This window comes from Streptomyces sp. 891-h (genome assembly GCF_022760275.1).
In the GTDB taxonomy this organism is placed as follows: domain Bacteria; phylum Actinomycetota; class Actinomycetes; order Streptomycetales; family Streptomycetaceae; genus Streptomyces; species Streptomyces spirodelae.
In genome coordinates this window covers 2,501,274-2,520,592 of record NZ_CP050693.1, presented here as the reverse complement: position 1 = coordinate 2,520,592, position 19,319 = coordinate 2,501,274, and the positions used below count along the sequence as shown (strand labels likewise).

The following is a 19,319-nucleotide window of genomic DNA, read 5'->3' as shown; positions in this document are numbered from 1 at the left end:
CGTCAGGCGCCCGGCACGCCACGAGAGTGATCGGGGGTGCGCACGTGCGCATCGCACTGCTTACGGAGGGTGGTTACCCCTATGTGAGGGGTGAGTCCGCGCTGTGGTGCGACCGTCTGCTGCGCGGCCTGGACGGCCACGAGTTCGCGGTGTTCGCCCTCAGCCGCAGCGCGCGCCAGGAGGAGACCGGCTGGTGCGAACTGCCCCCCAACGTGGCTCTGGTTCGCACCGCGCCGCTGTGGGGGCCCGGGCCCGGAACGCAGGGCGCGCGCGGCCTCGCGGGCGGCGTCTACGGACGACGCGAGAAGCGGCGCTTCCGCGAGCACTTCGCGGCGCTCGCCGAAGCCGTCTGCGCCAACCACGCCGACCCCGACCCCCGCACGGGCGCCCTGGAGCGGGCAGGCAGCCAGGGAACTTCCGGCCCTGACGGCGGCGACCGGAACGGCAGGTCCGACCGGTCCGGCCGCCCCGACCGGCCCGCCGGTGGCCTCTCGGCACCGGCGGCGGGCGGAGCCCACGGGGCGCACGGCGAGGGTCGCGCGCCCGCCGACGGGCAGGCGGACCGTTTCGCCGCGGGCCTGTACGGGCTCGCCGAACTGGCTGCCGAGCGCGGCGGACTGGCCACCGCGCTGCGCTCCGAGAGCGCCGTACGCATCCTGGAGTCCGCCTGCCGTGCGCCGGGCGCACTCCCCGCGGCGCACGCCGCGCAGGTACCCGATCTGCTCGCCGTCACCGAGCGCCTGGAGCGCGCGCTGCGCCCCCTCTCGCTGGACTGGTACGGGCAGCGCGGCGAGGAGCCGGGGCTGTCGGCCGCCGACCTGTGTCACGCCGTCGGTGCCGGTCCCGCCGCGCTGCCCGGGCTGCTGGCCAAGCGGGCCTTCGGGGTGCCGCTGCTGATCACCGAGTACGGCGTACGGCTGCGGGAGCACTACCTGACCAGCGCCGCCGGCGCCGTCGCGCGCGGCGTCGCGGGCGCCCCCGTACGCGCGCTGCTCGCCTCCTTCCAGCGGCGGCTCGCCCGCGAGGCTTACGAACAGGCTGAGCTGATCACCCCGGGGAACTCCCACGCGCGGCGCTGGCAGGTCAGGTGCGGTGCGGACAGCGCACGGCTGCGCACCGTCTACCCGGGTATGGACGCGGCCCCCTTCGACGCCGTGGGCGAGCAGGTCACCGACCTGCCGTCGGCCGACGGGGCACGGCCTGCCGGAGCACCCACGCTGGTATGGGTGGGCACCAGCAGCCCGGCCAAGGATCTGGGCACACTGCTGCACGCGTTCGCCCGGGTGCGCGAGGCGGTGCCCACCGCGCGGCTGCGGATCGTCGAGACAGCGGGCCCCGGCGGCCCGGACGGTACCTACCTGGCGCACTGCCGGGCACTGGCCGAGCGGCTCTTCCCGCCGGGTGCCCAGGGGGCGGAGCGCCCCGTCACCTTCGAGGAGGCCGGCACCCCCGCCGTGCCCACGCCGGCCGACGCCTACGCGCTGGGCGGGGTCGTGGTGCTCTCCAGCGTGGTCGAGGGGTTCCCGGTGTCGCTGGTGGAAGCGATGTTCTGCGGCCGGGCCACGGTCTCCACCGACGTCGGTGCCGCACTCGAAGTCGTCGGCGGCACCGGCCTCCTCGTCCCGCCGCGCGACCCCCGTGCGCTGGCGGAAGCCTGTACGGACCTGCTGCGTGACCCGGCGCGCGCGGCACGTCTGGGCGCCGCCGCGCGGGCGCGTGCGCTGGAGCTGTTCACGGTGCGGCAGAACGTCGAGGCCTTCCGCGGCATCTACCTGGAACTGATGTCCCGCCACCCGGTCGGCCGGGAGGAGACCGTGTGCCAGGACTCGGCGGGAGAGGACGTGGGGCGCCCTTTCGCCCGCCCCGCTGAGGCTCATCTGCCGGGCCGCTGGGCGAGCGGCACGGGGAACGGCACGACGGACAGTACGACGAGCGGCACGGCGAGCAGCGCGGCGACCAGTGTGGTGAGCGGCGTGGGGGCCGACGCGGTGAGCGGAGCGGAGGGCCTTCGTCCCGGCAGCCGTTCTGGTCGCCGACCAGGCGGGACGCGGGTGGCGGGGGGCAGCCTGGCGCACGTCCCGAGCTGGGCCACGGATGAGCGGCCGGTCGCGGAGTGGGCCGCCGTGGGGGCCGAGCCCGGGGAGGCGACGGCGCCGTGACGACACGTCCCGCACCCGGCGATCCGGTACGCGTACTGCTGCGCAGCCACCGCGCGCTGTGCGAGCGCGCCGTCGACCCGCTGGAGATCGCCGCAGGACTGGAGGCCAGCGGAGTCACCGACCGGACCGCCGCCCGGTGCCGTCACCGGGATGTCTTCTCCCTGGCCGAAGAGATGTACGCGCGCGCCCCCCACCCGGAGGCGCATGCCGGACTGTTCACGGAGGCGCACGCCGGGCCGGTCCCGCAAGCGCCCGCCGGATCGCCCGCCGGGCCGAGCGCCGGATCGCAGGCCGGGTCGCCCGCCGGAGCGCCCGCCGGTTCGTGCGCCCCAGGGGACGCCCGCCGGCCGACGGGTGCCGCGGGGGCGGAACGGTCGACCTCCTGGGTCGCGCCGCTCGTCCTCCCGCTGATGCCCGCCCTCTTGTGCGCAGGAACGCTTGCCTGGCTCGTCCTGTTCGGCGGCGGCCACGCGGCGGTACGGGTCGCCCTGTGCGCGGTGGGTGCGGCGGTCGTGCTGGGCAGTGTCGTTCCGGCCGTCCGGCTCGTACCTCGCATTCCACCCGCTGTCGGCCCCACCGGGTTTCCCGCGGGGCCCTTCCTGTGCGCCTGCTGGCTGACCGGATACGCCATGTACGGGGACCGGCTGCTGGAACGGCAACTGGGCGGCGGACCCGAGTCCCTCGGCGGCCCCGGTTTTCCGTCGTCCGGTATCCCCTCGCCCGGTGTCGCTTTCGGGCTCTCGCTCGCTGTCGCGCCTGCCGTCTGGTGCGCGCGCGGGTTCGCCCTGGCGGCGCGGCGCAGGCTGGTGGGCAGCCGGAGCCTGGAGGAGTTCGCCTCCGGAGTGCGGCCGCTGCTGGCGCTCGCCGTGTGCGCCGTCGCGGTGAGTCTTCCGGCGCTCCAGTGGGCCGCCCACGCCGTCGTCGACGGCCCGCTCGGCCTGTCCGGCGCTGCAGTTGCTCCCGGTGCTCCCGGGGACGGGCCGGACCTGCTGGCCGGCTGGCAGTCCGCCGCCGCGGGTGCCGGCGCCTGCGGCATGCTGCTGTTCACCGCGCTTCTGCTGACCGCGCACGGCTTCCGGCACGCCGCGTTCGCCGGGCTCGCCTCCGCCTGTGCGCTGGAGGCCCTGGCGCTGCTCTCCGTACCGGCCGCCCGCCTGCCCGGACTCGCGGTGCTGGGCCGCCCCGTCGAGCTCCTGGTCGCACACCACGGAGCCACGGCCGTGCCCGTCGCCGCCTGTGGCTGCGCGGCGCTCGTTCTGCTGGCGTACGCGGCCGCTGTGCTGGCCGGCGCCTCGGCACACCACCGGGAGGCGGTGCCCGCATGAGCGCAGCACCGCTCCCGACCCCACGTTCCGGCACGGGCTTACGTACCCGCCCGTGCGACACCGACAAGGAGCAAGCCCTCATGATCCACGCGCTGTTGGCACACCGTGGCACCACCGTGCGACGACCGCACGCCGGCGTGCGAGACCGCCGTACCCCCCTCTCCTGCGGGGAGGTCGCTCGATGAGAGTGCTGCTGCTGGGTGCCAGCGGATACCTGGGCCGTTTTGTCGCCGACCGGCTGCTGGCCGACCCCGCCGTACAGCTCACCGCGCTCGGCAGGAGCGACGAGGCGGACGTCCGTTTCGACCTGTCGACCGGGAGCCCGGGCGCCCTGACCCGCTTTCTGGACGCGGTGCACCCCGGTGTGGTCGTCAACTGCGCCGGGACCACCCGGGGCAACGGGCGCGAGCTGATCCGGCACAACGTGGTCGCCACCGCGGCCGTCTGCGAGTCGCTGCGCCGCAGCGGCTGCGGTGCCCGACTGGTGCACGTGGGGTGCGCCGCCGAGTACGGCCCTTCCCAGGTCGGCTCCTCCACCGGCGAGGACGCTATTCCGCGCCCCGGAGGGCCGTACGGCGTGAGCAAGCTGGCGGGCACCGAGCTCGTACTCGCCTCCGGGCTGGACGCCGTCGTGCTGCGGGTGTTCTCGCCCATCGGCCCCGGTACCCCTGCGGGCACCCCGCTGGGGCGGGTCGCGGAGGCGATGCGGCGCGCGATGCAGCAGGGCGACAGCGAGCTGAAGCTGGGCGGACTGGGCGTGCAGCGCGACTTCGTGGACGTCCGTGACGTCGCGCGGGCCGTGCACGCCGCCTCGCTGTCGGCGGCGCAGGGAATCGTCAACATCGGCACCGGGAGGGCGGTACGGCTGCGCGACGCCGCCTCGCTGCTGGCCCGCGTCGCCGGGTACGCGGGGGCGGTCCACGAGCAGGGCGGCGGTCCCGGCGGGCAGGGGGCGGCGGACAGCCACCCGGTCGGTCTCATGGGCGGCCCGGGCGGTCCGTCCGGGCCGGGAGGACATGCCGCTTCCGGTGGTCACGGCGGTCACGGCGGACCGGCGGGTGGGCTGGGGAGTCATGGCCCCGTGATCCCCGCGCAGTCGCACGGCTCGCAGCACGTCGCGGCCCACCACGCCCACCCCCCGCAGCCGCAGCAGCCTGCCTCGTATCCGTATCCCGACGGCTGCGGTGCCTGGCAGCAGGCGGACGTCCGCACGGCACGCGACCGGCTCGGCTGGCGCCCCAGGATCGGCCTGGAGGAGTCGCTGGCCGACATCTGGATGGAGGCGGCATGCCGTATCTGACGACACCTCCGGGTCGCGCCCGTCCGGCCGGCGACAGCAGCGGGACGGTCAGGCAGCGGCTGGGGATCGGTGTGCCGGGCTGTGCCCACCCGATACTGGCCCCCCTGGAGTGGGCGGAGCTCTCCCGCCCCGGCCTCGGTGCCCGTCCCGGAATCGACGGCCGTCCCGGGGCGGTTCCCGACGCCGGTCCGCTGCACTGGGCCGTACTGGACATCGCCGACGGACCGGGCGCGCGGCCCGACCCGTTCTGCGCCCCCGCGGCGGCCGCGCTGCGGGCCGGAGGCGTTGCGGTACTCGGCCGTCTCGACATGCAAGACGGCGTGCGGACATTCGGGGAGCTGGTCTCCGAGGCACACCGGTTCCTGGACTGGTACCGGGTGGACGGCTTCTATCTGGCGCACTGCCCCGGCGACCCCTCCCGGCTGCGGCACACCCAACGCCTCACCGCGACCCTGCGCGCCCTGTGCGGCGGCGCCGACGGCGGGACGGGCGGCCATCTGGTGCTGGCGCACGGCTGCCACCCGCACCCCGACTACGTGCTGTGCGCCGACCAGCTCGTCACCTATGCCGGGAGCTGGGCGGATTACCGCTGGTCACAGGCCGAGGAGTGGACCGCGGCACATCCGGCCGAGCGCTTCTGCCACCTGGTGCACTCGCTGCCCCGTACGCATCTGGAGGAGGCGCTGCGCATCGCCCGCTGGCAGGGCGCGGGCACCGTCTGCTTCACCGACCGCACGCGGGAGAGGGGGCAGGATCCGTGGGCGGCGCTGCCCGGCTACTGGGACGAGATCGTCTCGTGCCTTGGACCAGGTGTCTCGGAATGAGATAGCGCGTGGCAGTGTTACGAGAGGAACAGCCCGCCCCCGGGCGGGTGACTTCCCGCACGTCCCACCGACCATCGGAGTCTCCGTGTCACTGCCACCCCTGGTCGAGCCAGCCGACGAGCTCACCGTCGACGAGGTCCGCAGGTACTCACGTCACCTGATCATCCCGGATGTCGGGATGGAAGGTCAGAAGCGGCTCAAGAACGCGAAGGTCCTCTGTGTGGGTGCGGGCGGCCTCGGTTCGCCCGCCCTGATGTATCTCGCGGCCGCCGGTGTCGGGACGCTCGGCATCATCGAGTTCGACGAGGTCGACGAGTCCAACCTGCAGCGGCAGATCATCCACAGCCAGGCGGACATCGGCAGGTCGAAGGCCGAGTCGGCCAAGGACACGGTGCTGGGGATCAACCCCTACACCCAGGTCAACCTGCACCAGGAGCGGCTCGACTCGTCCAATGTGATGGAGCTGTTCGCGCAGTACGACCTGATCGTGGACGGTACGGACAACTTCGCCACCCGCTACCTGGTCAACGACGCCTGCGTGCTGCTGAACAAGCCGTACGTATGGGGCTCCATCTACCGCTTCGACGGCCAGGCCAGCGTCTTCTGGAGCGAGCACGGTCCCTGCTACCGCTGCCTGTACCCGGAGCCCCCGCCGCCCGGCATGGTGCCGAGCTGCGCCGAGGGCGGTGTGCTGGGCGTGCTGTGCGCCTCCGTCGGCTCGATCCAGGTCAACGAGGCGATCAAGCTGCTGGCGGGCATCGGTGACCCGCTGGTCGGCCGTCTGATGATCTACGACGCGCTGGAGATGAGCTACCGCCAGGTCAAGGTCCGCAAGGACCCCGACTGCGCGGTCTGCGGCCCGAACGCCACCGTCACCGAGCTCATCGACTACGAGGCGTTCTGCGGCGTCGTCTCCGACGAGGCGCAGGCGGCGGCCGCCGACTCCACCATCACTCCCAAGCAGCTCAAGGAGTGGCTGGACGACGGCGAGAGCGTCGACATCATCGACGTGCGGGAGCCCAACGAGTACGAGATCGTCTCGATCCCCGGCGCCCGGCTGATCCCCAAGAACGAGTTCCTGATGGGCAACGCCCTCCAGGACCTGCCGCAGGACAAGAAGATCGTCTTGCACTGCAAGACGGGTGTCCGCTCCGCGGAAGTTCTGGCCGTGCTGAAGAACGCCGGCTTCTCCGACGCCGTGCACGTCGGCGGCGGCGTCATCGGCTGGGTCAACCAGATCGAGCCGGACAAGCCGGTCTACTGACCGGGGCACCGTAGGTGGCACGGCCGACGTCGGGGCCGTGCCACCCCCTGCCCGGTCAGCGGCAGCTCTTCCCGTCGCGCGGCACCAGGCCGCGCAGCAGATAGCCGTCGACCACCTTGCGGACGCAGGCGTTGCTGCTGTCGTAGGCGCCGTGCCCTTCGCCCCGGTAGGTCACCTCCACGCCGACGCCCTTGCCCAGCTCCTCCTTCATCGCCCGGGTCCCGCCGTACGGGGTGGCCGGGTCCCCGGTGGTGCCGACCAGCAGGATCGGCTCCGATCCTGTGGCGCGTACCGGGGGCGAGGTCCACCGGCCTTTGGCAGGCCAGTCGTGGCACGACGTCAGCCCCCAGGCGGACGTCGGCCCGAAGACCGGGGAGGCCTCGGTGAAGTCGGGCAGCTTGTTCTTGACCTCGCGGGCGCTGTAGCGCTCCTTGTTGTCGGCACAGCTGATGGCCGCCAGGGACGACTGGAGCGTGCTGTAGGTGCCGTCCTGGCTGCGGCCGTTGAGCACGTCGGCGAGCAGCAGCAGCGTCGAGCCGTCGCTGTCCACCAGCGCCTCCTCGAGCCCCTGGGTGAGCAGGTCCCAGGTCTCCTTCGAGTACAGCGCCTGGGCGATGCCTCCCTCGGCCAGTGCCTCGGTCAGTTTGCGCCCGCTGTCGGTCGGCATCGGCTCGGCGTCCAGATCGGCCAGCAGACCGGTGATGCGCTCCTTGCCCTCCTTGGGGTCCTCGCCCAGCGGGCACTGCTCACCGCTTTCTGCGCAGTGCTCCAGGTAGTTGTCGAGGGCGAGCTGGAAGCCGCGGGCCTGGCTGAGCGAGCCGCGGGCCGGTGTCGAACCGGGGTCGACCACCGCGTCGAAGACGGCACGGCCCACGTGCCGCGGGTACAGATGCGCGTAGACGCCGCCCAGTTCGGTGCCGTAGGAGATGCCGAAGTAGTGCAGTTTCCGGTCGCCGAGCACCTGCCGCATCAGATCCAGGTCGCGCGCAGTGTTCTCCGTCGTCAGATGCGGCAGCAGCTTCCCGGCGCGTTTCTGGCAGCCCTTGGCGAAGGATGCCTGGCGGCGGAAGAGGCGGCGCTCCTCCGCGTCGGTGTCCGGCGTCCAGTCCGCGGCGAAGTAGGCGTCCAGCCGCTTGTCGCTCAGACATTTCACCCCCTCGCTGCGGCCCACCCCGCGCGGGTCGAAGCTGACCAGGTCGTAGCGCCCGCGCAGCTTCTCGTACTCCCGGGCGAAGGAGGGGAGGGTGGCCACTCCGGAGCCGCCCGGGCCGCCGAAGTTGAACACCAGGGAGCCGATGCGCTTGCCGCCGCCCTTGCGCTCGGCCGCCCGGATCATCTCGATGCCGATGGTGCGGCCGTCGGGCTTGCTGTAGTCCAGCGGCACCTTCAGCTTCGCGCACTCCCAGCGCGCCCCTCGGGGCAGCGGGCCGGGGGAGCCCGCGTCGGTGCCCTGCGCCGCGTTGGGCGCCGGGCAGCGCGACCAGTGCGGCTTCTGACGGGTGAGGGCGTCCGGGAGAGCGGGGGAGCCGTCCTGGGACGCGCTGCCGGACGAGGAACTGGTGGACGGTGACGAGCGGGCGTGGGAGCCGCTGTCCGAGGCGGACGGACTGGTCTCGCTCCTCGGCCGCGTCTCACCCTTTCCGGTGCTGTCCGAGTCGCCGCTGCCGCAACCGCTCGTCACGGCAGCGGTCGCTATCAGCACAGCGGCGAAGGCGGCGCCCGGCCGCGGGGAGCGGGAACGGCGCATGGGACGTCCTCCCGACAGACGGTGGGACGTTCATCGTGCGGACGCCGAGCGCCCGGGGGCGCGCTGTGTGGTGCGTACGGGTGGTTTCCGGCGGCCCGGCCCCGTGGGGCTCCCCTACAGCGCGCCCTTGCGGGTCAGGTGGGTGAACGACAGCCAGCCGGGGAGCACCGGCATCCACAGCGTCAGCAGCCGGAAGAGCAGTACCGCCGGGGTCGCCACCTCCTTCGGCACCCCGAAGGCGATCAGCGCGGCGATCAGCGCCGCCTCGACGGCGCCCAGCCCGCCCGGGGTCGGCGCGGCGGAGCCGAGCGCGTTCGCCGTCAGGAAGACCACGGCGAGGTTCGCGTAGCTCGTCTCATGGCCGAAGGCCCGCACGCACGCGTCCAGGCACATCACGAACGCCAGCGTCAGCAGCAGCATCCCCAGCACACCGGTGAGCAGTTTCTGCGGGCGCTGCACCACATCCAGCATCCGCGGCACCACACCCGCGAACAGCGAGCGCACCCGGTTGGAGACGAACCGCCGCAGCGCGGGCACCGCTGTGACGATCAGCACCAGTACGGCCGCGGTCAGCAGCCCGGCGATGACCGCGCGGGAGGGCGAGAGGGTGGGGGTGTGCTCGGTTCCGGTGATGTAGCCGAACAGCATCAGCAGGGTGATGTGGCTGCCGAGTCCGAACAGCTGGGAGGCGCCCACGCTGGCCACCGCGTGCCCGGGGCGCACCCCCGCGCGCTGGAGGAACCGGGCGTTGAGCGCCACACCGCCGACCGCCGCGGGAGCGACGAGTTTCACGAAGGAGCCGGCCACCTGCGCCTGCACCGTCCGCCACCAGGAGACCTTCTCCGGTACGAAACCCAGCAGCGACATCGCCGCGAACACATACGTCAGAGCGGAGAAGAGCACCGCGCCGCCGACCCAGGCCCAGTTCGCGCCGAGCACCTTGTCGAGCGGCACCTGGGAGAGCTGGGTGAGCAGGAAGTAGGCGGCCAGCGTGCCGGCGATGAAACTGACCAGGGTGCGCGGCTTGATGCGCTCCAGCCGTGCGGGCTCTATGGGCGCCTGCGGCCTTATACGCAGCACCTGCTGCCGGATCTGCGCCAGCAGGTCCTCCTCGCGGGCCTCCTCCAGCGCCTCGTCTATCGCCTTCTTCTCGGCGTTCTTCTCCGCGCGCAGCGACTTGCGGTGCGCGCGCCCGCCGGCCGCCGCCTGCTGGGCTGCCTCCTCCTCGCGGGTACGGGTCACCCTGCTCGCGCGGGACGCCTCGATGACCGCCTCGCGTTCGCGCTGGCTGCGCTCCTTGGCGAGCCGCCGCAGGGTCGTACGGGTGCTGCGGCTGAGCGCGATGGGCTGGAGCAGCGGCAGGCTGTCCGCGATGGCGTCGGGGCCCAGCACGTCCACGCCCGTCGCCACGGCGCGCTCGGCGCCCACCCGCAGGCCCAGCGTCGTCAGCAGTTGCGCGACGTCCATCCGCAGGATCAGGTCGCCGGCCGCGATCTCACCGCCCCGCAGATCCGTCAGGTAGACGGCACCGGAACGGTCCGCCACCAGCGCGTCCCCCACCAGCCTGCGGTGTGCGATACGGCGCGACTGCAGCGCCTTGACCTGTCGCCAGGCCGTGCGCATCAGGTCGTCGGTGATCTCCTCGTCCGGCAGCGCGTCCAGGCTGCGGCCCCCGATGTGCTCGTAGACGAGCATCACGGCGTCCGGGCCGAGTTCCGAGGTGGCGATCAGCCGGGGCGCGTTGGCGCCTGCGGAGATGGCCGCGTAGGCGAGCAGCGCCTCCTGCTCCAGCGCCTGCCGGAGCGACTGGAGGCTGCGCCGCTGGGTGATGCCGCGCAGTGCCAGCCTGCGCCAGACCCGGTAGAAGAAGCCGTGCGCCTGCTGTTCGCGGTCGACGACGGTCACATCGAGCGGCGGACCGTCCTCCAGGGTGACGCGGTAGCGGCGCCCCCGGTCGTTGTGGTCCCGCTTGTCGGCCTCGCCGGGGTCCTCCACGCGCAGCGCGCTGACGGGCCTGAAGCCGACCCTGCGCAGCCCCGCCAGCAGCGTCTGGCCGGTCGGCCTGACGTTCGGGGTGCCGACCGCGTACAGCGTGCCGTAGGCGACGGTCCAGCCGATCAGGATGGTGACGACGATGGAGAACGCCGTGGTGTACCCCGGCACCAGCACGGCCGTCGCGTTCAGCAGCAGTACGCCCCACAGCACGACTCGCCAACGTGGGCGGCGTGCCATGCCGACGGCTGTCATATAGGCGATGACAGGCGCCAGATAGCTGTGTACCGGAGTGGTGGCGTCCTGCGGGGTGATGGCCTTGGTCAGCGCGTCCCGGATCGAGTCGGGTGCCGCCTGGGCGACCCACAGGTCGACGGCGAGGGAGGCGCCGTGTGCCAGGACGGCGGCCAGCACGCCGTCGGCGATCCGCAGTCCGTCCCGTTTGATCAGGCGTTCGATCGCGAAGGCGACGGGGACGAGCAGTACGGCGATGCTGGAGGCCAGTCCGGTCAGGCTGATCAGCAGGTCGGGGGCTTCCGCCGTCCCCTTGTCGATGTCCTGTTCGAGACCGGCCGTGGTGCCGTGCGCGAAGTTGGCGATGGTGAGCACCAGTGCGATGCCCAGCAGCCCCAGCACCAGCCGCAGCAGGTCGGAGGGGCGGTGCACCCGCGCCGAGAGCAGCGGTTCGTCGCTCTCGATCTCGATACGTTCCCCCTCGGCGACGGCCTCCGGCTGCTCGTCGGAGGCTTCGGAGGCTTCCTCGTCCGGGCGCCCGGCGCCGGGCTCCTCCCCGCCCGGGTTCCCCTTGCCGGGCTTCCCCTTGCCGGGGTATCCCTCACCGGGATTCCCCTCGCCGGGTTCCCCCTCACCCCTGGCCCCGTCGGAGGAGCGGGCAGCACTGCCGGCGGCGGGTGCGCCCCCTTGGTGGGGCTCTTCACCGTGCCGCTGTCCCGCTGCTGCCGTCTCGTCCTGGTCCCGTATCACTCGTCACCGCCCGGAAGATGGTGGCACGAGGGGAGGGCGGCCCGGAGCACGAGGGTGCATTCCGGGGGTCGTAGGGACGAATCGGCAGCCGATCGGTACCGCACGCGGACAGCCGTTCGATGCCGTCCGTGGGCCGCGTGGCGCCGCTGTCGGTGGCATACGGCAGCATGGCCCGCATGCCTGGAAACGTGCCGACCCTGCCCGACTACGCGGAGCGCGTGCTCGAGGTCGCCGAGCTGATTCCGGCCGGCCGGGTGATGACCTACGGGGACATCGCCGAATGGCTGGAGGAGGGCGGCCCCCGCCAGGTGGGCAGGGTCATGGCGCTGTACGGCGGCGCTGTCCCCTGGTGGCGCGTGGTGCGGGCCGACGGCGTACCGCTGCCGGGGCAGGAGCGCGAGGCCCTGGCGCACTACCACGCCGAGGGCACCCCGCTGCGCGAGCCCACCGCTGCCTCCCGCCGCCAGGGGCACACTCCGCGTATCGACATACGCCGGGCCCGCTGGGACGGGAAGGACGGGTGATCCCGCGCTGCGGCTCGTCACAGTTCCCAGCTTCCGCCATGCCCACAGGCCCCATGCGCTGGAGAGTCCGTACGGAGTACAGCAGCCGTACGGGGTACAGGAGCGATGCGCTGCGACACATGTGTCCGCTGGCGTAGCGTCTGTACCGCTCCGCACAGACCTCCCCCTAGGCGATCCACGTGAGTCCCTCCCTTACTGCCGACGCGCATCAGCGGTCCCGTCTGCCCGGTGCGTACCGGCTGGTGCGCTCCGTGGCGGAGCCGGTCGATCTCCCTGCCTCTGACGCGGAGCAGCGCGCTGTGGTTGACCACCACGGCGGCCCGCTTCTCGTCCTGGCGGGTCCGGGCGCGGGGAAGACGACCACCCTGGTCGAGGCCGCCGCCGCCAGGGTGCGGGAGGGCGTGGACCCCGAACGCATCCTGGTGCTGACCTTCAGCCGCAAGGCGGCCGTCGACCTGCGCGACCGGATGACGGACCGGCTCGCCCAGGAGCTCGCCCAGGAGGCGGCCCCCGCCCGGCTGCCCCGGCAGGCGACCCGCTCGGGCGCCGTCGGCACTCCGCGCGCCCCGCAGGCGACGACGTTCCACTCCTACTGCTACGCGCTGGTGCGCGCGCACCAGGACGCCGACCTGTTCGCCGAACCGCTGCGCCTGCTGACCGGTCCCGAACAGGACCTGCACATCCGCGAACTGCTCGAAGGACAGCTCGCCCTGGAGCGCCGGGGGCGCGCTACGGTGCGCTGGCCCGACGAACTGCGCGCCTGCCTGACGACGCGGGGCTTCGCCGACGAGGTCAGGGCCGTGCTCGCGCGCAGCCGGGAGCTGGGTCTGGGGCCCGCCGCGCTCGACGCCTTCGCCCGCCGCGCCGGCCGCCCCGACTGGAGCGCCGCCGCCGGGTTCTTCGCCGAGTACCTGGACGTCCTGGACATGCAGGGCGTCCTCGACTACGCCGAGCTGGTGCACCGTGCCGTTCTGCTCACCGAGCGCGAGGAGGTCGCAGCCCGGCTGCACGGCGCCTACGACGCGATCTATGTCGACGAGTTCCAGGACACCGACCCCTCCCAGGTGCGGCTGCTGCGCGCGCTGGCGGGCGGCGGGGCACGCACCCTGGTGGCGTTCGGCGATCCCGACCAGTCGATCTACGCGTTCCGGGGCGGCGACCTGAACGGCATCCTCGACTTCCCCCACACCTTCCGGCAGCGCTCCGGCGCCCCCGCCCCCGTCAGGGTGCTGCGCACCGCCCGGCGGTCCGGCGCCAGGCTGCTGGCCGCCACCCGCGAGCTGGCGGCCCGGATGCCGCTCACCCGGCTCCCCGCCGAGGCCGTCCGTGCCCACCGCGCACCTCGCCCTGCCGGTCCGGCATCGGCCCCGGCACCAGCACCGGCGCCGGACCGGCAGGGCGGCAGCGGCCTGGAAGGCGGCCGCGTCGAAGTGTTCACCTACCCGACAGCCGGCGCCGAACTGGACAACATCGCCGATCTGCTGCGCCGGTCCCACCTCGAGGACGGCGTCCCCTGGGGCGAGATGGCGGTGCTGGTGCGGGCGGGCGGCCGCTCCCTGCCCGTCGTACGCCGCGCCCTCATCTCGGCAGGCGTGCCCGTCGACGTGGACGGCGCCGACGTGCCGCTGCGCCAGGAGCCGGCCGTCGCCCCGCTGCTGACGGCGCTGCGGGTGGCGGCGACGGGTGCGCTTGAGGAGCACGTGGCGCTCGACACCGAGACCGCGCTGACGCTGCTGACCTCGCCGCTGGGTGGCATGGACGCCGCCGATCTGCGCCGCCTGGGCCGTGCGCTGCGCGAGGAGGAGCGGGCAGCGGGAGCCAAGGTGCCGCGCCCTTCCGACGTACTGCTGGCCGAAGCACTCGCCGAGCCCGAGCGGCTGGTCGCCCATACGCCGCACTCGGATGCCACCGCGGCACCGCCCGCGGGACGGGCGGTCGAGGGCGCCCACAGCCTCGGACTGCTGCTGCGCAAGACCCGCGAACTGCTCGCCGGGGGCGGAACCGCCGAAGAGGCCCTGTGGGAGCTGTGGAGCGGCACCAGCTGGCCCGACCGGCTGGAGCGGGCCGCGCGCCGGGGCGGCCCCGGGGGCCGCAACGCCGACCGCGACCTGGACGCCGTATGCACCCTGTTCGCCGTCGCGGCGCGTGCGGAGGAGCGCGGCGGCGGCCGGGGAGCGCTCAACTTCCTGGAAGAGCTGGAAGCCCAGGACATCGCAGCCGACACCCTCGTCCAACGCGCGGTGCGCCCGGACGCCGTACGGCTGATGACGGCGCACCGCGCCAAGGGGCGGGAGTGGCGGCTGGTCGTGGTCGCGGGTGTGCAGGAGGGCCTGTGGCCCGATCTGCGGCGGCGCGGCTCGCTCCTGGAGGCGGACCGTATCGGCCGGGACGGCATCGCAGAGCCGCTGCCGCCGGGGGCGCTGCTGGCCGAGGAACGCAGACTGTTCTACGTCGCGGTGACCCGCGCCAAGGAGCGCCTGGTGGTGACGGCGGTGCGCGCCCAGGCCGAGGACGGCGACCAGCCCTCGCGTTTCCTGGCCGAGCTCGGCGTCGAGCCGCAGCCGGTCGGCAGCCGTCCCCGCCGCCCCCTGTCGGTGCCCGCGCTGGTCGCCGAGCTGCGGGCCACCACCGTCGACCCCGCGGCCTCTCCGGCGCTGCGGGACGCGGCCGCGCGGCGGCTGGCCAGGCTCGCGGCCGAGCGCGACGAGGAGGGCCATCCCCTCGTTCCCGCCGCGCACCCGCAGCGCTGGTGGGGGCTGGCCGAACAGACCCGCTCCAGCGTGCCGCTGCGCGAACGGGAGGCACCCGTCGCGCTGTCCGGCAGTGCGCTGGAGCAGCTGGCGCGCACCTGCTCCCTGCAGTGGTTCCTGGCCCGCGAGGTCAAGGCCGACGAGCCCGCCACGGCGGCGCAGGGCTTCGGCAACGCGCTGCACGTACTGGCCGACGAGGTGGCCTCCGGCAGCAGTCCGGCGGACCTCTCGGTGCTCATGGAGCGGCTGGACGCGGTCTGGGACGGGCTCGCCTTCGACGCGCCGTGGAAGTCCCGGCAGGAGAAGGAGAGCGCGCGAGCCGCGCTGGAGCGCTTCTTGCGCTGGCACGTCATGGAGCGCGGGGAGGGCCGCGAGCTGGCCGGAAGTGAGCACGGTTTCGACGTCACGCTGCGGGCCGGTGAGCACGCCGTCCGCATCCGGGGCAGCATGGACCGGGTCGAGCGTGATGCCCAGGGGCGCGCCTACGTGGTCGATTTCAAGACGGGCCGCAGCCGCCCCACAGGACCCGAGGTCGAGCGCCACCCGCAGCTCGCCGTCTACCAGCTCGCCGTACGGGAGGGCGCGGCGGACGCGCTGTTCGACGGGGCACGCCCGGAGCCGGGCGGGGCCGAGCTGGTGCACCTGCGGCTCGGTGCCGCGAAACGGGACGGCGGGGACACGCTGCCGGTCGTCCAGCGGCAGGAGGCGGCAGCGGAGTCCGCGGACGGCACTGGCGGCACGGGCGGCGACTGGGTGGGCGAGTTGCTGGCCACAGCGGCGGCGCGGGTCCTGGACGAACGCTTCACCCCGTCGCCGGGCCAGCACTGCACGCACTGTGCATTCCGCGCGGCCTGCTCGGCCCGTCCGGAGGGCCGGCAGATCGTCGAGTGAGCCCCGGAGGGCCACCCGGCGGGGAAGCGCGGGGCCGGCGGGCCAGGTGGCCGCTTCCCCCGGCCGCGCGGTGATCTGTCAGCCGCGAACGCTAGCGTCTTACGAGTGCCCGCACCGCTCACCCACCCCGGACAGCTCGCCGAGCTGCTGGGTATTCCGTTCACCCCGGAGCAGACGGCCTGTATCACAGCGCCGCCCGCTCCCCAGGTGATCGTGGCCGGCGCGGGCTCGGGGAAGACCACCGTCATGGCCGCCCGCGTGGTGTGGCTGGTGGGCACCGGACAGGTCGCACCCGACCGCGTCCTGGGGCTGACGTTCACCAACAAGGCGGCCGGCGAGCTGTCCGAAAGGGTGCGCAAGGCGCTGCACAGCGCCGGGGTGACCGATCCGGCCCCGGTGGCTCCCGACAGCGTGTCCGGCGTGCCCGGCCTCCCCGGCGTCCTCCCAGGCGTCCCCGACGGCGGCGAGCCGGGAGAGCCGCAGATCTCCACGTACCATGCCTTCGCCGGGCGGCTGCTGACCGAACACGGGCTGCGCCTCGGCATCGAGCCGACCGTACGGCTGCTGGCGGACGCCACCCGCTTCCAGCTCGCCGCCGGGGTGCTGCGCGCGGCCCAGGGCCCCTTCCAGGCGCTCACCAAGTCGGTGCCGGCGCTGGTGGAGGACCTGCTGGCGCTCGACGCCGAGCTGTCCGAACACCTCGTCGCCCCCGAACAGCTCCGCGAGCACAACGCCGAACTCCTCGCGAGCCTGGAGGGCGCCCGGCTGACCAACGACAAGCTGCGCAAAGTACCCCAGACCACCCTCGCCCGGGCGGAACTGCTCGACCTGGTGGAGGAGTACCGAGCCCGCAAACAGGCACAGGAGCGGATCGATTTCGGCGACCAGATCGCACTGGCCGCACGGCTCGCCGAAATGCCGGAGGTGGGCCGGGCACTGCGGGAGCAGTTCTCCGTCGTCCTGCTGGACGAGTACCAGGACACCTCCGTGGCACAGCGCGTGCTGCTGGCCGGACTGTTCGGACAGGGCACCGGCCACCCCGTCACCGCTGTCGGCGACCCCTGCCAGGCCATCTACGGCTGGCGCGGCGCCTCCGTCGCCAACCTCGACGACTTTCCGCACCACTTCCCGCACGCCGACGGCACTCCGGCCCGCCGCCAGTCACTGAGCGAGAACCGGCGCAGCGGCGGCCGTCTGCTGCACCTCGCCAACGGCCTGGCCGCACCGCTGCGGGAGCGCCACGAGGGCGTCGAGGCGCTGCGTGCCGCACCCGGCGCCGAACGGGAAGGACGAGTGCGGGCAGCGCTTCTGGAGACCCAGTCCCAGGAAATCGCCTGGCTGGCCGACTCCCTCGCACACCTGGTGCGCACCGGTACCCCGCCCGGCGAGATCGCCGTACTGTGCCGCAGTGCCACCGACTTCGCCGAGATCCAGGGCGCGCTGGTGGAACGCGACCTGCCCGTCGAGGTCGTCGGCCTGTCGGGACTGCTGCACCTGCCGGAGATCGCCGACCTGGTCGCCGTCTGCGAAGTGCTCCAGGACCCCACAGCCAACGCCGCACTCGTCCGGCTGCTGACCGGGCCGCGCTGGCGGATCGGGCCGCGCGACCTGGCGCTGCTGGGACGCCGCGCCGCGCTGCTGGTCGCACACCAGCGGGGCCGTGCGGAAGCCGATCCGGACGAGCGGCTGGCCGCGGCTGTCGAGGGCGCGGACCCGACCGAAGTGCGCTCCCTCGCCGACGCACTGGACACCTTCCTCGAGGCCGACGGCTACGACGACGACCTGCCCTTCTCCGCCGAGGCCCGGGTGCGCTTCGCACGGCTCGCCGCCGAACTGCGCGACCTGCGGCGCTCGCTGGCCGATCCGCTGATGGACGTGCTGCACCGGGTGCTGTCCGTCACCGGGCTGGAGGTGGAGCTGGCCGCCTCCCCGCACGCGGTGGCCGCCCGGCGGCGCGAGACGCTCGGCCAGTTCCTCGACATCGCCGCGGGTTTCGCCTCGCTGGACGGTGAGGCCACCCTGCTGGCCTTCCTGGCGTTCCTGCGTACTGCCATGCAGTACGAGAAGGGGCTGGACAGTTCGCTGCCGGGTGGCGAGAACACCGTCAAGGTGCTGACCGCGCACAAGTCCAAGGGCCTGGAGTGGGACGTGGTGGCGGTGCCCGGCCTGGTCGCCAAACAGTTCCCCAGCGAGCAGGCACGCGAGACCTGGCTCAGCCAGCCCAAGGTGCTGCCGTACGCGCTGCGCGGCGACGCCGAGACGCTTCCGCCCCGCCCCGAGTGGAACGCGAAGGGCCTCAAGGAGCACGAGAACGCGCTCCGTGCGCATCAGGCGACGGAGGAGCTGAGACTCGGCTACGTCACCTTCACCCGGCCGCGCAGCCTGCTGCTGGGCTCGGGCCACTGGTGGGGTCACTCGCAGAAGCGCCCGCGTGGCCCTTCCGCCTTCCTGGAAGCCCTGCGCGACCACTGCGAGGCCAACCCGGCACACGGCGAGATCGAGCACTGGGCGGAGCCACCGGAGGAGGGCGCGGCCAACCCCGCGCTCGAGGAGCCCGCCGAGGAGCGTGTCTGGCCGCTGCCCCTGGACGAGGACGCGCTGGCGCGCCGCCGTGCGGCGGCACGGCGGGTGCTCTCGTATCTGGAGGCGGCCGGGGACGGCACGGCGGAAACGGAAACGGAAGCGGACTCGGAAACGGAAGTGGGAACGGACGCGGAAACGGATGTGGAAACGCACGCGGAAACGCACGCTGACTCGGGCACGGACGCGGTCGCCGATGAGCTCACTCCGGAGGAGGCCCGGCTGGCGGCCGCCTGGGACCGCGACCTCGGGGCGCTCACCGGCGAACTGCGCCGCTCCCGGGCCGCCGTACGGGACGTGCCCCTGCCACGCGTGCTGAGCGCTTCCCAGGTGCTGCGCCTGGCCGCCGACCCGGAGGGCTTCGCCCGGGAGCTGGCCCGGCCCATGCCGCGCCCCCCGCAGCCCGCGGCAGCGCGCAGGGGCACCCGGTTCCACGCCTGGGTCGAGTCCCGTTTCGAGGAGCTGCCCCTGCCCCTGCTCGGCCCCGACGAGCTGCCCGGCGCGGACGGCGAGGGGCTCTACGGCAGCGAGCCGCCGCACATCGCGGACGAGAGGGATCTGGCGGCCCTCAAGGAGGCCTTCGAGCGCACCCCGTACGCACAGCGCACGCCCTACCGCGTCGAGGCGCCCTTCCAGCTCGTCCTCGCTGGACGGGTCGTGCGTGGTCGGATCGACGCCGTCTACCGCGACCGTGCGGCGGACGGGAGTGTGACATTCGACATCCTCGACTGGAAGACCGGCCGCGGCCGGAACGCCGACCCGCTGCAACTCGCTGTCTACCGGCTCGCCTGGGCCGAGCAGGAGGGCGTTCCGCTGTCCTCGGTCAGCGCGGCGTTCCTGTATGTACGCAGTGGTGAGCTGGTGCGGCCCGGTGAGCTGCCGGACCGCGCCGGACTCGAACGACTGCTGCGGGGAGAGCCACCGCCGGACGATCCCGGCCCGGGGGATCGAGGAAGCCCTCCGGCCGAGGGGTGAGTAC

General features: G+C 73.6%; 10 protein-coding genes. 8 read left to right on the top strand and 2 right to left on the bottom strand.

Going from position 1 to position 19,319, the window contains the following annotated elements; translation table 11 throughout:
* The first annotated feature begins 44 nt into the window (after positions 1-44).
* From HC362_RS10675 to moeZ, 5 genes are all read left to right on the top strand, one after another.
* Positions 45-2,159 carry a DUF3492 domain-containing protein gene (locus tag HC362_RS10675; protein ID WP_243083727.1) on the top strand — a complete coding sequence of 705 codons (2,115 nt, stop codon included), beginning with the start codon at positions 45-47 and terminating at the stop codon, positions 2,157-2,159.
* The gene (locus HC362_RS10670; RefSeq protein WP_243083726.1) at positions 2,156-3,484 is read left to right on the top strand and encodes a hypothetical protein; all 1,329 of its coding nucleotides are present in this window, start codon (positions 2,156-2,158) and stop codon (positions 3,482-3,484) included. The genes HC362_RS10675 and HC362_RS10670 overlap by 4 nt, the downstream gene beginning before the upstream one ends.
* A 181-nt stretch (positions 3,485-3,665) precedes the next feature.
* Complete coding sequence (locus HC362_RS10665; RefSeq protein WP_243083725.1) at positions 3,666-4,784, top strand: NAD-dependent epimerase/dehydratase family protein; 1,119 nt, start codon at positions 3,666-3,668, stop codon at positions 4,782-4,784.
* Positions 4,772-5,608, top strand: coding sequence for a spherulation-specific family 4 protein (locus HC362_RS10660; protein ID WP_243083724.1), 837 nt, complete (start codon positions 4,772-4,774; stop codon positions 5,606-5,608). The genes HC362_RS10665 and HC362_RS10660 overlap by 13 nt, the downstream gene beginning before the upstream one ends.
* A gap of 85 nt (positions 5,609-5,693) precedes the next feature.
* Positions 5,694-6,872 (top strand): adenylyltransferase/sulfurtransferase MoeZ, encoded by a 1,179-nt coding sequence (gene moeZ / locus HC362_RS10655; protein WP_243083723.1) that lies wholly within the window; start codon positions 5,694-5,696, stop codon positions 6,870-6,872.
* Between the two features lie 55 nt (positions 6,873-6,927).
* Here the strand turns inward: moeZ and HC362_RS10650 are convergent, their stop codons facing one another.
* Both HC362_RS10650 and HC362_RS10645 read right to left on the bottom strand, forming a co-directional pair.
* The gene (locus HC362_RS10650) at positions 6,928-8,619 is read right to left on the bottom strand and encodes an alpha/beta hydrolase (RefSeq protein ID WP_243083721.1); all 1,692 of its coding nucleotides are present in this window, start codon (positions 8,617-8,619) and stop codon (positions 6,928-6,930) included.
* A gap of 114 nt (positions 8,620-8,733) precedes the next feature.
* Positions 8,734-11,595, bottom strand: coding sequence for a lysylphosphatidylglycerol synthase transmembrane domain-containing protein (locus HC362_RS10645; protein WP_243083719.1), 2,862 nt, complete (start codon positions 11,593-11,595; stop codon positions 8,734-8,736).
* 167 nt (positions 11,596-11,762) lie between these two features.
* Here HC362_RS10645 and HC362_RS10640 point away from each other — a divergent pair, with 167 nt between their 5' ends.
* The 3 genes from HC362_RS10640 to HC362_RS10630 all read left to right on the top strand — a co-directional run bounded on the left by HC362_RS10640 (position 11,763) and on the right by HC362_RS10630 (position 19,315).
* On the top strand, positions 11,763-12,119 hold the full coding sequence (locus tag HC362_RS10640; protein WP_243088482.1) for an MGMT family protein: 357 nt from the start codon (positions 11,763-11,765) through the stop codon (positions 12,117-12,119).
* A 179-nt stretch (positions 12,120-12,298) separates the two neighbouring features.
* Positions 12,299-15,760 (top strand): ATP-dependent DNA helicase, encoded by a 3,462-nt coding sequence (locus HC362_RS10635; RefSeq protein ID WP_243083718.1) that lies wholly within the window; start codon positions 12,299-12,301, stop codon positions 15,758-15,760.
* 105 nt (positions 15,761-15,865) lie between these two features.
* Positions 15,866-19,315 (top strand): ATP-dependent DNA helicase, encoded by a 3,450-nt coding sequence (locus HC362_RS10630; RefSeq protein ID WP_243083716.1) that lies wholly within the window; start codon positions 15,866-15,868, stop codon positions 19,313-19,315.
* Positions 19,316-19,319 lie beyond the last annotated feature (4 nt).

Coding starts and splice junctions, on each gene's coding strand:
- HC362_RS10650 (WP_243083721.1), bottom strand. CDS start 8,619: ATGCGCCGTTCCCGCTCCCCGCGGCCGGGCGCCGCCTTCGCCGCTGTG.
- HC362_RS10640 (WP_243088482.1), top strand. CDS start 11,763: ATGGCCCGCATGCCTGGAAACGTGCCGACCCTGCCCGACTACGCGGAG.
- HC362_RS10665 (WP_243083725.1), top strand. CDS start 3,666: ATGAGAGTGCTGCTGCTGGGTGCCAGCGGATACCTGGGCCGTTTTGTC.
- HC362_RS10660 (WP_243083724.1), top strand. CDS start 4,772: ATGCCGTATCTGACGACACCTCCGGGTCGCGCCCGTCCGGCCGGCGAC.